The organism is Paenibacillus bovis (genome assembly GCF_001421015.2).
In the GTDB taxonomy this organism is placed as follows: domain Bacteria; phylum Bacillota; class Bacilli; order Paenibacillales; family Paenibacillaceae; genus Saccharibacillus; species Saccharibacillus bovis.
Window position 1 is genome coordinate 2,799,788 of record NZ_CP013023.1, and the last position, 14,840, is coordinate 2,814,627.

The window sequence follows — 14,840 nt, forward strand, 5'->3', positions numbered from 1 at the left end:
TACGATCCCGTACCCACCAAACAAAGGAGTGAAAAGCATGAATTCAATAATCAAAGATCTGACTGGCAAAGTGGCACTGGTAGCCGGAGCGACGCGCGGAGCCGGGCGCGGAATTGCAGCGATGCTTGGAGAAGCAGGTGCGACCGTGTACTGCACTGGACGAAGTGTACGCGGTCAGCCTTCCGATCTAAACCGCAGCGAGACGATTGAAGATACCGCCGAATTGGTGACGGCACATGGTGGACAGGGTATTGCCATACAGGTCGATCATACGGACGAGCAGCAGGTAAAATATCTGATGAAGCGTATCACGGACGAGCAGAACGGCCAGCTGGATATTCTGGTAAATGATATCTGGGGCGGGGAGAAGCTGACAGAGTGGGAAACGCCGTTCTGGCAGCATTCACTGGCCAACGGACTGCTGATACAGGATCGTGTGCTGAAAACACATTTGATTACGAGTCATTATGCAGCGCCTTTGATGGTGGCGCGGAGGAGCGGTATAATCATCGAAGTGACGGACGGGATCGATTATGCCTATCGGGGCAGCTTGTATTACAGTCTGGCCAAAATTGCACCGATTCATATGGCAGCAGCGATGGCAGCCGATCTTCGTCCATATAATGTAGCGGCTGTATCGGTGACACCAGGATTTTTGCGCTCCGAGGAGATGCTGGATTACTTTGGGGTGACAGAGGAGCATTGGCAGGATGCTATGCGTAGTGGCAAGCTGCATGCCGAGCATTTTAGCGAATCGGAGACGCCTTATTTTGTCGGCAGGGCGATCGCTTCATTGGCAGCCGATCCATACGTGATAGCCAAATCGGGGCAGGCATTATCCAGCTGGGGATTGTCCGACGATTATGGATTCACGGATAGGGATGGACGGAAGCCGCACTGGGGCAATTATGCAGCAGCACATGGATTGGGGTAACAGGGACATATATCGTTTTCATTTCATCCATAGCCCATAAATACAAATAATATTAAAATCCAGCCTGCTAACAGACAGGCTGTACCATATCTGATTATATCTATACAAGACATCGGATCAGCCGGCTCTGCAACCATGAACAGGCCGGCTGACCAAAGGAGGATCATTGGGATGCCCGAAATCTATATTATTCGTCATTGTGAAGCAAAAGGACAGGCTCCGGATGCTTCGCTGACCGAGCGGGGATATCAGCAGGCACAGGCGCTAACCAGGCTGCCTGTGCTGCAGGATCTGGATAGTATTGTGACCAGCCCGTATGAACGTGCATATCGTACAGTTCAGCCTCTGGCCGAGCAGCTCGGATTGGAAATAAAAACGGACGAACGACTGATCGAGCGTGTGCTGTGCGGAGAAGATTCGTCGCAGTGGCGCGATAGGCTCCGCCGTACCTACGAAGATCATGAGCTATGCTATCCAGGCGGTGAATCGAGCCGAGCCGCTACAGAACGTGCAATCCGGGTTATTAACGAGCTGCAGGAGCAGGGATATCATCGTCCTGCGATTGTCTCGCACGGGAATCTGATTTCGCTGCTGCTGGGATCGTGGGATAGACAGTTCGGATTTACCGAATGGGAAGCCATGACCAACCCGGATCTGTATCATGTAACTCTGGATCATCCGGTACCGGTCATTCGACGTCTGCCGGTTTGATTTACATATTTCACTATGCTAAGGTATTGTTGTTACGAAAAATAATCTAGTAATCCATCATATGCAAGGAGGACGTTAACATGAACACAGAATCCTTATTCAAACCTTTCCAAAGCGAGAAGCTGGAACTAAGTAATCGGGTCGTTATGGCGCCGATGACACGCGGCTTCTCACCGGGTGGTGTACCTGGACCCGATGTTGCAGAATACTACCGTCTTCGTGCTGCAGGTGGTGTAGGTCTGATTATTACGGAAGGCACAGCCATCAATCATCCTTCAGCGGTAAGTGGAGCGAGTATTCCTCTTTTCCATGGCGAAGAAGCACTCGCTGGCTGGCAAAAGGTCGTTGAAGCCGTGCATGAAGCAGGCGGTAAAATAGCACCCCAGATCTGGCATGTTGGTATGGCGCGCAAACCGGGAGACGAACCGAATCCCGAAGCCGCTCCGGTAGGACCATCCGGACTGGATCTGTCAGGCAACAAAGTCAATGAACCGCTGTCCGAAGAAGAGATTCAGCAGCTTATTCAGGCATATGCACAGGCTGCTGCCGATGCGAAGCGTATCGGATTCGATGCGGTCGAATTGCATGGAGCACACGGTTACCTGCTGGATCAATTCCTTTGGGAGCGTACGAATCAGCGTACCGACCGCTATGGCGGTGATCTGGTAGGCCGCACAACATTCGCAGTTGAAGTGGTAAAAGCCTGCCGCGAAGCCGTAGGGCCGGATTACCCGATTATTTTCCGCTACTCCCAGTGGAAAATGTCCGATTATAAAGCACGCCTCGCCGAGACGCCTGAACAGCTGGAACAGCTGTTGCAGCCGCTCGTCGAAGCAGGTGTAGATATTTTCCATGCATCGACACGGCGCTTTTGGCTGCCGGAATTTGAGGGTTCCGAGCTGAACCTGGCAGGCTGGACACGCAAGTTGACTGGCAAACCGGCGATTTCTGTCGGATCTGTCGGTCTGAAATCCGAGTTTGCCAACCGTGCAGAACAGGTAGAGGAAGACGATCCGGCAGCACATATTGATCCGCTGCTGCGCAAGCTGGAAGATCAGGAGTTTGATCTGATTGCGGTAGGACGTGCACTGATCAGCGATCCGGCCTGGCCGAACAAAGTCCGCGAGAATCGTACGGATGAAATCGAAATGTTCAATCCAGAAGCACTGCAAAAGCTCGTTTAATAACAGAGAATATAGCCATAAATAATATATAGCCTTTTCCGGCAGTGGCCTGCATCTACAGGATCAGCTGCCGGAAAAGGCTTTTTGACATGGAATGTTTCGATTAAGGAGAAGAGAGGTAGTGGTAGATAAAGCATATGCAAGCGAAATCATAACATGGTCCGGTTCAGTACAACTGGGCGATCAAGGAGGTTACATAATGAATGAGCAACAGTCTGTTGTTACCCGCTCTGCATGGGTAGATCATATCCCTGTATTGTGGTCGGAACCGGAAATAAGCCCCTCGCGTCGACAACTGGTTATGCTGCTGCATCCATTTGGCGGTTCCAAGGAAACGATGAAACCGATGCTGGAAGAGCTGGCAGGACTAGGATTTGTTGCGGTCAGTCTGGATGCCTGGCAGCATGGTGAACGCCGTCCAGATAATGAAGAAGATTTATTCGAGAGAGTATTTGGCAATTTTCGGCGCTATATGTGGCCCATTCTGGGACAGACAACGGTAGATACCCTGCGTGTTATCGATTGGGCTATTCACGAGCTGAAGGTAGATCCTTATGTGCAAATAGGAGGATTATCGATGGGCGGCGATATCGCTGTCGCCGCTGCTGGCATTGATAGCCGAATTCATAAAGTGGCGGCAGTTGTCGCGACGCCGGACTGGCTGCGTCCTGACATGGAAGATATTCGTCAACCGGGTACGCCCGTTCCTGCTGGTGAGCCGGATGCCTATGCTGCTTACTGGTATAATCAGCTGAACCCGCTGACACATCTGCCTGCTTATAATCATCATCCCGCGATTCACTTTATATGCGGAGAAGAGGATACCCATGTACCGCCAGATGGCGCACTGCGCTTCCAGGCAGAAATGGCGGATATGTATCCGGATCATCGTAATACTGTAGCTGTGACGCTTATTCCGAATATGGGACACCGAGAATCGTCCCAATACGACCTCTGGTGGCCGGAGTGCCGGGAATGGCTGATCCAGAGCCAGATGCCCGAATAAAAATATATACCAAAGATTGCTGATGCCGGACTCCCTACAGAGGAGCCCGGCATTGCTATGCTGACAGATAGCCAATATATGCGATAATAGACAGAATACCTGCTGTTATCTCACCGGAACCATTGGGTCCGGAATCAGCAGATATAATGAACAGAACCAGGGAGACTATCTATGAATAAAACGATTGGCATGCTGGCTCATGTGGATGCAGGCAAAACCACATTCGCCGAGCAGCTTTTATATCATACCCGCAGTATTCGCAGCCGTGGCAGAGTGGATCATCAGGATACTTTTATGGATCATCATGAGATTGAGCGGGCACGCGGGATTACGGTATTTGCCGGACAGGCTGTAATGCAATATGGCGAATCGGTATATTATTTGCTGGATACGCCGGGTCATGCCGATTTCTCGGCTGAAATGGAGCGTGCACTGCGCATGATGGATTATGCGGTAGTGTTGATCAGCGCAGTCGAAGGGATCGAAGGGCATACAGAAACCATTTGGCAGCTGCTACGGGAATACCGTATACCTACATTCTTTTTTATTAACAAAATGGATCGGATCGGTGCAGATGCAGACAGAGTGATGCAGGAGATCAGGGATCTGCTGACACCGGATGCAGCAGATTTTACCCAATACCGACATCCCGATCAATATGAACCGGTAGATGAAGAATTGCAGAATTTTCTGGCAGAGCGTGACGAAACACTGCTGAGTGCCTATCTGGACGGTGAAGTGACGACAGAGCAGTGGGAAACGGCGATGATCCGTATGATTCGTGAATGCAGATTGTATCCTTGCATGTATGGGTCGGCTTTGCAAGATGAAGGGATTACACGTTTTCTGGAGCAGCTGGATCGACTGACGGTCACGAATTATGATGCCGGGCTCCCATTTGCCGGACAAGTCTACAAGATTGCTCATGATACGAACGGAACGAGGATTACATATATCAAAGCCTTGCAGGGGATACTTCGCGTACGAGATAGTCTCAGCTATACCTCACACCTGTCCAATCTGGTGCTGGAAGAAAAGATTACCGGCATACGTATGTATAATGGCGAGAAGCACCAACCGGCTGACCATGTATCGGCCGGGGAATTATTTGCAGTCACCGGACTGACCGAGGCCGGGCCGCTAAGCGGATTGGGCGAGTACGCAGGCAATCGGCCGTTTCGATTAATTCCTGCGCTGACTTCACGGGTCAGCTATCCATCTGAACTACCTATCCGGGAAGTGCTGCGTATTTTCCGCGAACTGGAAGCAGAAGACCCTTCGCTGGGCGTAAACTGGGAAGAACAGCTGCAGGAACTGCATATCCAGGTTATGGGAGCGATCCAGCTGGAGATTCTGGAAAAGCTGCTGCTGGATCGGTTTGGATTACAGGTTACGTTTGAGCCGCCAGAGATTCTTTATAAGGAAACGATCACTTGTTCAGTCATAGGGTATGGTCATTTTGAGCCGCTGCGTCATTATGCCGAAGTGCATCTGCAGCTGGAACCGGGGGAGAAAGGAAGCGGGATTGTATTTCGTAATGCCTGTCACCCGGATCAGCTGGCAGTCGGTTATCAGAATCTGGTGGGGCAGCATGTACTGGAACGTGAACATCATGGTCTGCTGACAGGAGCGGGATTGACGGATACCGTTATTACACTGCTTACCGGCCGGGCGCACAACAAGCATACGAGCGGCGGCGATTTCCGTGAAGCGACTTATCGTGCGATTCGTCAGGGATTGGAGCAGGCGGACAATATTGTGCTGGAGCCGTATTACCATTTCAGGATTCGGACCGAGCTGGAACATATGGGACGGATTATGTCGGATGTACAGCAGGCTCATGGAACGATCGAACCGCCCGAGATGACGACAACCCATTGTCTGCTGACTGGTAAAGTGCCGGTAGCGACATTTATGAACTATAGCGCAGAACTGGCTTCTTTTACCCATGGCAAAGGAATCATCAGTCTCGCCCTTGATGGATACTGGCCATGTCACAATCAGCAGGAAGTGATCGAGCGCAAGCAGTATCGCAAAGAAGCCGATCCGCTCTATTCCTCCTCTTCGATCTTTTGTGCCAAGGGACAGGGATATTCGGTACCATGGCAGGAAGCCAAAAATCATATGCATGCCTGACAGCAGCCTATTGGCAGCTCATTGAATAGAGTATTGATGATCCGTGTCTATTTTCTACTCAAATAGCAAGCAACGAAAACAGGCTGATGAGCAATGTGGATTAGCAGGGAATGTCCATTATTAAGCTGGTATTTTCAAATTAAGTTTTGGAAAATAAAATTGTGATACGTGATTAATGTAGTCTGCTGGTGGTAATACAAAGTTAGTAGGTGTTCACAAGTTATCATTTATATCTAACTATCATATGATTGCCAAAGGAGTGCTTATACATGACAGCCAAACTACATGGAACAGTTGCACTAATCACAGGAGCAAGCAGCGGAATTGGTGAAGCTACAGCGAAGATACTCGCTGCACAGGGAGCAGCAGTAGCCATAGTGGCACGCCGCAAAGATCGTCTGGAGCAGCTGGCCGAAGAGATTACAGCGAGCGGCGGCAAAGCGCTCGTTATCGAAGCCGATATTACAGATCAAAAGCAGGCCGAGCAGGCCGTTACCCGTACTGTCGAACAATATGGACGCCTGGATACCGTCGTCAACAATGCAGGCGTGATGCTGCTGGGTCCGGCATCGGAAGCACCGCTGGAAGAATGGGAACGCATGGTATCCATTAATGTAAATGGTCTGCTCTATGTATCTCATGCGGCTCTGCCTCATCTGGTACGGAGCGCATCTATCTCTGAGCGCAAAGTAACCGATCTAATCAATATCAGTTCGGTAGCCGGACGCAAAACGATGGCTGGTGGAGCAGTCTACAATCTGACCAAATTTGGCGTGGCTGCCTTTACAGATGCGCTGCGTCAGGAAGTAGCCGGTCAAAGCGTACGTGTATCTGCTGTAGAACCGGGTGCCGTGAAGACGGAATTAAGCTCCCATCTGCGCGATGAAGTTCGCGAGCAGAGCATGAAGAGCTTCAGCGATATCGAATTGCTGGAGGCTCAGGATATTGCCGAAGCGATCGAATATATCGTGACCCGTCCACGACATGTGGCAGTCAATGAAGTATTGATTCGTCCAACCGATCAGGTAGTATAATCACAGATTTTTAGATGAGACACGTGACAGATCAATATAGCATTTGCTTATAAAATACAAAAGGACAGCACATTACACTAGTGCTGTCCTTTTGCTGTCCAATAAGCTCGTATAGCTTCCGAAACGGCAAGATATGTTATGATAGGAGCTTATCCAACAGATTCCACAAGAAAGAAGATTGCCCATGAATATTACGATTCAGAACCAGACTATATCCTGCAATGTACAGTATTCCAAACGCAAAAAAGTATCGATCCAGCTCGATCCCAATGGCCTGCTAACTGTGAAAGCACCCAACGGTACACCGGAAGACGCTATTATCCGCCTCGTCGAGCAGCATGGCGAATGGGTGCTGGAGAATCTGCGACGGTTGGGCAGCAAGCAGCCTGCACCGGAAGCGAGAACCTATCAAGATTATGGTACCTTTATGTACCTGGGTCGCGAGCACCGGTTGGAGGAACTGATCGATACGACAGATGCCAATGAAGAAGCGCTGCGCACCCAGCTCAAAAAGTTCTACTTTTCCAGTTGCAAAAAAGTGATCAACCAGCGAATTGCCGCTTACCAGCAGCAACTGAAGGTCAAACCCAAAAGTATCGATATCGTCGAATCGACGACCAAATGGGGCAGTTGCAGCTTTGACAAAAAGCTCACTTTCAATTATCGGCTCGCTATGGCACCTGTGGAAGTTATCGATTATGTGATTGTCCATGAACTGTGCCACCTGCTGCATATGAATCATGATCGTTCTTTCTGGCGCAAGGTGGGCGGAATTATGCCCGACTACAAGGAAAAAGAAGAGTATCTGGCAAGATACGGCAAGTATATGACGCTTTAAATAAATATTTGGCTGCTGCAAGTGGAGCAGCTGTTACATATAATAGTTGTAAAGAAATGAATAGCCGTAATAAAATCATTTCCCATCATCAGGGGTAATAATGGTTCGACAAGATAACGCTTACTTCATAAAGAGTCTATTGCAATTATCATAACCGAGGAGCTGGATGATATAGAACGGATGAATGGGAAAGTAGCTATCGTAACCGGAGCAGGTTCCGGAATTGGACGCGCTGCAGCTATCCGCCTTGCTGCCGAAGGCGCACGGGTCGGGCTGATCAACAAAACAGAAAAAGATGTGCAGGAGACCAGACAGATGATAGAAGATGCTGGTGGAGAAGCGCTGGCATTTACAGCTGACATCTCGGTACCGGCAGAGTACAAACAGGCATTGGAGCAGATTACCAGGCAATGGGGCCAGATTGATGCATTGTTTGCCAATGCCGGTATCCTCGGCGTAGTCGGGCCGATCGAAGCTATTCCGGATGACGAGTGGGACACAACGATGACCAATAACGTCAAAGGTGCTTTTACCAGTGTGAAATATATTATTCCCTATCTGAAGCAACAGGGTAAAGGCAGTATCGCACTTACCAGTTCGATTAGCGGCACGCGCGTATTTTCCCAGCAGGGCTTTGCCGCTTACAGTACATCCAAGGCTTCGATTGCCGCTTTTGGGCAAATGGCTGCTTTTGAATTGGCGCCGTATAATATCCGGGTGAATATCGTTGCGCCGGGAACGATCGAGACCAAGATTCAGGGCACCGGCAACCAGATGCCGGAGATGAAAGACATGAAAGTTAAAAAGGTCGAATACCCGGACGGAACGGTTCCTTTGCCCGAAGGAAACGGTACCTCCGATCAGGTCGCGAGTGTCGTATTATTCCTGCTGTCGGATGATTCCGCGCATGTGAGCGGTTCGATCATCTATGTCGATGGTAGTGAGTCATTATTTGTAGGATAAGGAGCGTTACATGAAACTGGAACGTTTGATCTCGATCATTTACAAACTGCTGAATCACGAGGTGCTGTCTGCTGCCACACTCGCCGAGGAGTTTCAGGTATCGCCCAGAACCATTTACCGGGATATCGATGTGATCTGTGCTGCCGGATTCCCGGTCGTATCGCATCAAGGTATCCATGGCGGTTATGGCATGATGCAGGGCTACAAAATGGACAAAAGCCTGCTGGGCTCCTATGATGTGGCTTCCCTGATCACCGTGCTGCGCAGTCTGTCTTCTGTATTTGAAGACAAGCATGTGCAAAAGACTATTGAACGGCTGCAGACGATCGAAGCGGAGCATCATCCGCCAAGTCTGTCTGTTGATCTGGAGACAAGACGTACGGCGCCTCATGTGCTTGCTCATTTGCGTACAGCGATTACAGAGCGAAAGGTAGTTCGTTTTGGTTATATTAATGCGGATAACATACGTACTACCCGCGAGATGGAGCCGGTGCATCTTTATTTCAAATACAGCAATTGGTATGTGTACGGATACTGCCGGAATCGACAGGAATATCGGGAATTCCGTCTCTCACGTATGATGGATATGGAATTGACGGCGGAGCCTTTTCAGAGCAATCATGCCGTACCGGAAGGAAACGGGATAACCGGATGGAGCCGTACCGAATGGAGCGATGCCACTCGCGATACGGAAGAAGTGGTGATCCGGGTACAGCCGGAAGCGTTGGCGGAAGCACTGGATCAATTCCAGCAGTTGGACAGGGAATTTCATGAAGATGGCAGCATGACGATGCGGATTCAAGTGTACAAGCCGCTGGAAGCCCGCTGGCTCTGGTCGGTTCTGCTGAGTTTTGGCAGTGGAGCGGAAGTGCTGGCACCGACTGGACTGCGCAGTATTCTCAGAGAACAATTACAAAAAGCGCTACGGTTCTATGAAGAAGTATGACAGACTGCTGTCATACTTCTTTTTTTATAATGATAACAGTTTCCACCCCATTCATGCTTCACCAAAGGAGAATGTTATCCATGACCAACCACCCCGTAGAAATGTTCAATTATCACATCTGGGCTACTCGCACTATTCTGGATCGAATCGCCGAACTTCCGCCTACTGTACTGAATCAGGAGGTAAACAGTTCTTTTCCGACGATTGCGCATGCCCTCTCACATATGTATGCTGTCGACGAGATGTGGTACAGAGTAATGACAGGTGCCAATATGGCGCAAGCTTTGCAGGACTGTATGTCTTTTGCTACGCAGGTAATGGCAGACATAGGGACGTATAAAGAAGTGCTCCATCAATTGTCGGAGCAATATCATGCCTGCTTGCAGGAACAGACCGATCTGGAGCAGCGCATTCTGGTTGATAATCCCTATGCAGGTATTCGCGAAGTCAGCTTATCGGAGATTCTGCTGCATGTAGCCAATCACGGAACCTATCATCGCGGCAATATCTCAACCATGCTGCGTCAATTGGGCCATGCTTCCACCATGACAGATTATGTACTCTACTGGTATACGAACCAGCCGCATATTCCTTCTGCCTGATCCTGTATCTCAAGAATAGCCAAAACGTATTGGCGGGATACTATGCAAAAAGGAGACGGTAAATATCGAAATTGAAAATCTGATTATGGTCTGTACCCGGGCAGAATGGAGAAACTGGTTGGAAGAGAACAGTCAGACTGCCAGATGTTGCTGGGTGATGATCAGCATAACTCCTTCGGCGGATACAGTGCTATATCTGGATGCTGTCGAGGAAGCACTGTGTTTTGGCTGGATCGATGGAATCAAAAAGAAAATCTCCGATCATCGGCTCGCCCAGCGTTTTTCTCCACGAAGCTCGACAAGTTCATGGACCGAATTAAATAAAGAACGTGTGCGCCGTCTTGAAAAGCTCGGTTTGATGAAAGAGGAGGGAAGGAAAGTGCTACCGGATATGAATCCTGCTTCTTTTCACATTCATGAGCTGATCGGGCAGCGGCTGAGAGAGGAAGATCAAGTCTATGCGAACTTTATCGCGTTTCCCTCCCTTTACTGTCATATTCGTATCGATACAATCCAGAGGTATGTCCATCAACCGCTGGTTTTTCAAAAGCGCTTGAACAAATTTATTACTTGTACCAAAGATAATAAAATGTACGGACAATGGAATGATCAGGGACGGTTGCTTCATTACTGAAAGCGTCTAACGTATGGCATCTTGTACTTACTTATGCTTGTGATCAGGCTGCTTGCCGAACCTCTGCGGCAAACAACGAATGGAAGGGTAATATATACTGTTTGCATCTGTTGCTGTGCAGCAGCCTAATTGATAGCGATCTTACAGATCAGAGGAGGTACATTAATGAAAAAAGTAATGAACAAAGCGGAAGACATGGTATTGGAAATGGCCAAAGGCATGGTTCTGGCCCATCCCGAACTGGAACTGATCCCTAAATATAAAGTCATCAAGAAAAAGAACATTCCGCAAGACAAGGTAGTACTGATCAGCGGCGGCGGCAGCGGCCATGAACCGGCACATGCAGGATATATCGGTAAAGGGATGCTCGATGCTGCGGTATGCGGTGATATATTCGCTTCCCCATCCCAGATTCAGGTATATCAGGCGATCAAATCCACCGCTAGCAACAAAGGCGCGCTTCTTATTATCAAAAATTACAGCGGTGATATGATGAACTTCAAAAATGCCGCCTATCTGTGCGAAGAAGATGGCATCACTGTCGATTATGTCAAAGTGGACGACGATATTGCTGTCGAAGACAGTCTATACACAGTGGGACGCAGAGGTGTCGCCGGTACGGTGCTTGTACATAAAATTGCGGGTGCTGCGGCAGAAGAAGGGCGTGATCTGCAAGCTGTCAAAGCAGCTGCCGAGAAGGCTGCCGCTAATGTTCGCAGTATCGGATTTGCCCTGACTTCGTGTACCGTACCTGCCAAAGGTTCGCCGACCTTCGAGCTGGGCGAGAATGAAATCGAGTATGGCGTTGGTATTCATGGAGAGCCGGGGATCGAGCGAGACGAGATGGCTTCGGCCGATACATTGGCCCAGCGCATGGTGCATGATCTACTGAAAGATATGCAGCTGAACGAAGGCTATGATGGCGAAATCGCTGTTCTGGTAAATGGATTTGGTGCCACGCCGCTGCAGGAATTGTATTTGTTCAACCATGCAGTTACCCGTGAACTGGCAGAGAAAAAGATTTCGATCAACCGCGCTTTTGTCGGAAATTATATGACCAGTATTGATATGGCAGGTATATCGCTGACCTTTATGAAACTGGATGATGAGCTGAAAACATTGTTGTCCAGGGAAAGCGATACTCCGGCATTCAAAGTATCCGGCCCGGTTGAGCCTGTATCCTATACGGAAGCTGCCCAAGAACCGGTATCCGATCATCCCTCTTACAAGGTCGAGACTCCTGCAGAAGATGCAGTAATCCAGGGAGATACGCTGAAGCTGAACAATCTTATTTATCTAATAGATAAGATGAGCGAAGTTATTATCGATAATGAAGTGCCGTTCTGTGATCTGGATTCCCATGCAGGAGATGGGGATTTTGGAATGAGTGTCGCCAAAGGATTCCGCCAGCTTAAACGGGAATGGAAAGAGGTTCTGGAGCAGGATCATCTGACTATAGGCAGCTTTCTGAATGCATCATCGCTGATTATTATGGAAGCCTGCGGCGGAGCATCTGGTCCGATCTGGGGTTCTGCTTTCCGGGCAGCTGGCAAAGCGGCGGGGGACAAACAGGAAGTGACGGTTGCCGAATTTGCGGAAATGATGCAGGCTGCTGTAGAAGGAATCCAGTCGACCGGCGAACGTTCATTTGGCCGGGGAGCGGTCGTGGGTGATAAGACACTGATCGATGCGCTTGTTCCTTGCGCAGATGCCTGGTCCGAGAGCGCGCAGTCCGGGACCGATCTCAAGACGGCTTTTGCCCGGGGAGCGCAAGCAGCTGTAAAAGGTGCCGAGCAGACCAAAGACATTGTAGCCCGCATGGGCCGTGCAGGTACGGTTGGCGAACGCAGTATCGGTTATCCGGATGCCGGTGCGCACGCGCTGGGCGTTATTTTCACTGCATTGTCCGATAGCCTGCGTTGATATAGATCGGCAGCAAGCAGCATATAATCCTAACAAGCAGACATGGGTTGGATACAGATGGCAGTCAATAATGATTGCCGTCTGCTATCCGTCCGGGGGTCTGCTTTTTTCCTCGTTCTGGGACATTATCCAGACAGATGCAGCAGAGAATAATAAATTTACATTTTGAGACGATTTTTGTTGTCAAACGCCTTTTAATTCCTTACGATATTTGTAATAGAAACTTATACTGTTGCGACAAACATTAAAGACCATGTAAATCGGAAAGTAGTATAGGCTTTATTCGGGATATCCACATTGAGAGGACCATGTTGAATGAACGATCTGTTCATGGATTTTTTGACGATTCAGCTACCCACCTACTTTTTTCTTTATATGGCAATTACACTGATTTATCGCAACCGCAAAAGTAGCATCAATCGTGTAGCCGCCCTGATGATGATGGCGCTGGTCATGTACTTTTTATTTGAATATTTAAAAACGTCTTTGCTGCCGCAGCATCAGATGCAGCTGGTATTGTACGGCAGTGCGCCTGCGCTGCTAATGTTCGTCTGTACGCTGATACATCTCAGTATTTTGCTGGGCGACGCTGTCACGCACAGATTTCGGAAATGGTTGCCGCTTGTATACGCGTCTCCTTATGGATTATGGTTCTACTTTCTGGTTGCCTGGGATCATCATGTACTGTATAACGAGCATGTAACCGATGGCCGCAGTCCGCTGCATCCAACGTATCTGCTGGTATCGATCACGTTTATTATCGGGTATATTTTGCTGTCTGTGCTGCTGCTGGCCTTCAGCTGGCTACGTACTGCAGAGCCGCGGCGCAAAATCATCTATCGCTGGCTGCTGCTTAATGATTTTCAGCTGTTCGGTACATTTGCACTTATTACGACACTGCTGCAAAGCGGAGTAATCGTAACTCGGGTATCGATGATTTTTTATTTTATCGGTTATCTGGTATGGGCGATGCGGCTGCGTCATCTGATTGGCAAATACAATATTATGCCGGATTATCACAAGCGGTTTCAGATTCTGTTCGAGTCTGCGCCCAATCCTATTTTGATGCTGGATCTAAAAGGCGACGTGAAGGAAATCAATCCCTGTGCACGGCGCTGGTTTGCCGATATGCCGGTGGAGCAGATTCCGCAGCATTTTGAATTTGCCCATGGGCAGTCGCTTCAGCAAATACTGTCTTCCTGTCTGGAGCAGCAGGGCAGTGTACATCATCTGGAGATGCATGTGTCCAAGCAGGGGCAAAGTGGTCTCGATCTGGTCGCCGGTATTGATCTGCTCACCGGAGCAAATGAAGATTTGTTCGTGCTGCACCTGACAGATGTGACCCCGCTCAAGGAAACGGAGCGTCGTCTGATCCAGTCCGAGCAAAATTACAAATACAATGCGCATCATGATACGTTGACCGGACTGTACAATCGGGCAGCAGTAGAAGAGCAACTGCAGCTAAAAATGGCGGGCAGCGAGCGTTTTGCACTGGTAATGATCGATCTGAATCATTTCAAACCTATTAACGATACCCATGGACATACAGCCGGTGATCAGTATCTGCAGTATATTGCCCGTCTACTGCGCACGTTGGCGCAAAAGCCAGGTGATATCATCGGCCGCATCGGTGGTGACGAGTTTGTATTACTGCTCGGCTGTCCGGAGCATAGTGATGCTGCCCAGATGGTACATACCCGACTCTCGCTGCTGAATGACAAGGTGTTCCGGCAGGATCATATCGAAATTCCCGTTTCTTTTGCTGCCGGATTGGGGATTTATCCGGACGATGCTGCCGATATGATCGGTCTGCTGCGTTACGCTGATCAGCAGATGTACCATCTCAAGCGGCAGCAGCACCGCGGTGTCCATTTTCGTGTTCACGAGTTATAGATTTGGACAGCGGTAGCTCAGGTGGGAGTATACAGC

The 14,840-nt window shown here is 49.3% G+C and carries 13 protein-coding genes; all 13 read left to right on the top strand.

Going from position 1 to position 14,840, the window contains the following annotated elements; translation table 11 throughout:
- Positions 1-37: 37 nt before the first annotated feature.
- On the top strand, positions 38-934 hold the full coding sequence (locus AR543_RS12070; RefSeq protein ID WP_060534709.1) for an SDR family oxidoreductase: 897 nt from the start codon (positions 38-40) through the stop codon (positions 932-934).
- A gap of 171 nt (positions 935-1,105) precedes the next feature.
- A complete protein-coding gene (locus tag AR543_RS12075) occupies positions 1,106-1,645 on the top strand; it encodes a histidine phosphatase family protein (RefSeq protein WP_060534711.1) in 540 nt (179 codons plus the stop codon).
- Between the two features lie 80 nt (positions 1,646-1,725).
- Positions 1,726-2,829, top strand: coding sequence for an NADH:flavin oxidoreductase (locus AR543_RS12080; RefSeq protein ID WP_060534713.1), 1,104 nt, complete (start codon positions 1,726-1,728; stop codon positions 2,827-2,829).
- Between the two features lie 199 nt (positions 2,830-3,028).
- Positions 3,029-3,835, top strand: a complete 807-nt coding sequence (locus AR543_RS12085) for a dienelactone hydrolase family protein (RefSeq protein WP_060534714.1) — start codon at positions 3,029-3,031, stop codon at positions 3,833-3,835.
- 171 nt (positions 3,836-4,006) lie between these two features.
- Complete coding sequence (locus AR543_RS12090; RefSeq protein ID WP_060534717.1) at positions 4,007-5,971, top strand: GTP-binding protein; 1,965 nt, start codon at positions 4,007-4,009, stop codon at positions 5,969-5,971.
- 269 nt (positions 5,972-6,240) lie between these two features.
- Positions 6,241-7,005, top strand: coding sequence for an SDR family NAD(P)-dependent oxidoreductase (locus AR543_RS12095; RefSeq protein ID WP_060534718.1), 765 nt, complete (start codon positions 6,241-6,243; stop codon positions 7,003-7,005).
- A 184-nt stretch (positions 7,006-7,189) separates the two neighbouring features.
- On the top strand, positions 7,190-7,843 hold the full coding sequence (locus AR543_RS12100) for a M48 family metallopeptidase (protein ID WP_060534720.1): 654 nt from the start codon (positions 7,190-7,192) through the stop codon (positions 7,841-7,843).
- 180 nt (positions 7,844-8,023) lie between these two features.
- Entirely contained in the window at positions 8,024-8,806 is a 783-nt protein-coding gene (locus tag AR543_RS12105) for an SDR family NAD(P)-dependent oxidoreductase (protein ID WP_060534722.1), read from the top strand.
- Positions 8,807-8,816: 10 nt separating this feature from the next.
- Entirely contained in the window at positions 8,817-9,752 is a 936-nt protein-coding gene (locus AR543_RS12110) for a helix-turn-helix transcriptional regulator (protein WP_060534724.1), read from the top strand.
- Between the two features lie 80 nt (positions 9,753-9,832).
- Positions 9,833-10,354, top strand: a complete 522-nt coding sequence (locus AR543_RS12115; protein WP_060534725.1) for a DinB family protein — start codon at positions 9,833-9,835, stop codon at positions 10,352-10,354.
- 64 nt (positions 10,355-10,418) lie between these two features.
- A complete protein-coding gene (locus tag AR543_RS12120; RefSeq protein ID WP_060534726.1) occupies positions 10,419-10,988 on the top strand; it encodes a YdeI/OmpD-associated family protein in 570 nt (189 codons plus the stop codon).
- A gap of 165 nt (positions 10,989-11,153) precedes the next feature.
- Positions 11,154-12,911, top strand: a complete 1,758-nt coding sequence (gene dhaK, locus AR543_RS12125) for a dihydroxyacetone kinase subunit DhaK (protein WP_064505578.1) — start codon at positions 11,154-11,156, stop codon at positions 12,909-12,911.
- Positions 12,912-13,226: 315 nt separating this feature from the next.
- Positions 13,227-14,804, top strand: a complete 1,578-nt coding sequence (locus tag AR543_RS12130; protein ID WP_060534728.1) for a sensor domain-containing diguanylate cyclase — start codon at positions 13,227-13,229, stop codon at positions 14,802-14,804.
- The last annotated feature ends 36 nt before the right edge of the window (positions 14,805-14,840 follow it).

Excerpts from the sequence above, each read along its gene's own strand:
- AR543_RS12095 (WP_060534718.1), top strand. The coding sequence starts at position 6,241 with ATGACAGCCAAACTACATGGAACAGTTGCACTAATCACAGGAGCAAGC.
- AR543_RS12130 (WP_060534728.1), top strand. The coding sequence starts at position 13,227 with ATGAACGATCTGTTCATGGATTTTTTGACGATTCAGCTACCCACCTAC.
- AR543_RS12110 (WP_060534724.1), top strand. The coding sequence starts at position 8,817 with ATGAAACTGGAACGTTTGATCTCGATCATTTACAAACTGCTGAATCAC.
- AR543_RS12090 (WP_060534717.1), top strand. The coding sequence starts at position 4,007 with ATGAATAAAACGATTGGCATGCTGGCTCATGTGGATGCAGGCAAAACC.
- AR543_RS12100 (WP_060534720.1), top strand. The coding sequence starts at position 7,190 with ATGAATATTACGATTCAGAACCAGACTATATCCTGCAATGTACAGTAT.
- AR543_RS12080 (WP_060534713.1), top strand. The coding sequence starts at position 1,726 with ATGAACACAGAATCCTTATTCAAACCTTTCCAAAGCGAGAAGCTGGAA.
- AR543_RS12070 (WP_060534709.1), top strand. The coding sequence starts at position 38 with ATGAATTCAATAATCAAAGATCTGACTGGCAAAGTGGCACTGGTAGCC.
- AR543_RS12075 (WP_060534711.1), top strand. The coding sequence starts at position 1,106 with ATGCCCGAAATCTATATTATTCGTCATTGTGAAGCAAAAGGACAGGCT.
- AR543_RS12105 (WP_060534722.1), top strand. The coding sequence starts at position 8,024 with ATGAATGGGAAAGTAGCTATCGTAACCGGAGCAGGTTCCGGAATTGGA.
- AR543_RS12115 (WP_060534725.1), top strand. The coding sequence starts at position 9,833 with ATGACCAACCACCCCGTAGAAATGTTCAATTATCACATCTGGGCTACT.
- dhaK (WP_064505578.1), top strand. The coding sequence starts at position 11,154 with ATGAAAAAAGTAATGAACAAAGCGGAAGACATGGTATTGGAAATGGCC.
- AR543_RS12085 (WP_060534714.1), top strand. The coding sequence starts at position 3,029 with ATGAATGAGCAACAGTCTGTTGTTACCCGCTCTGCATGGGTAGATCAT.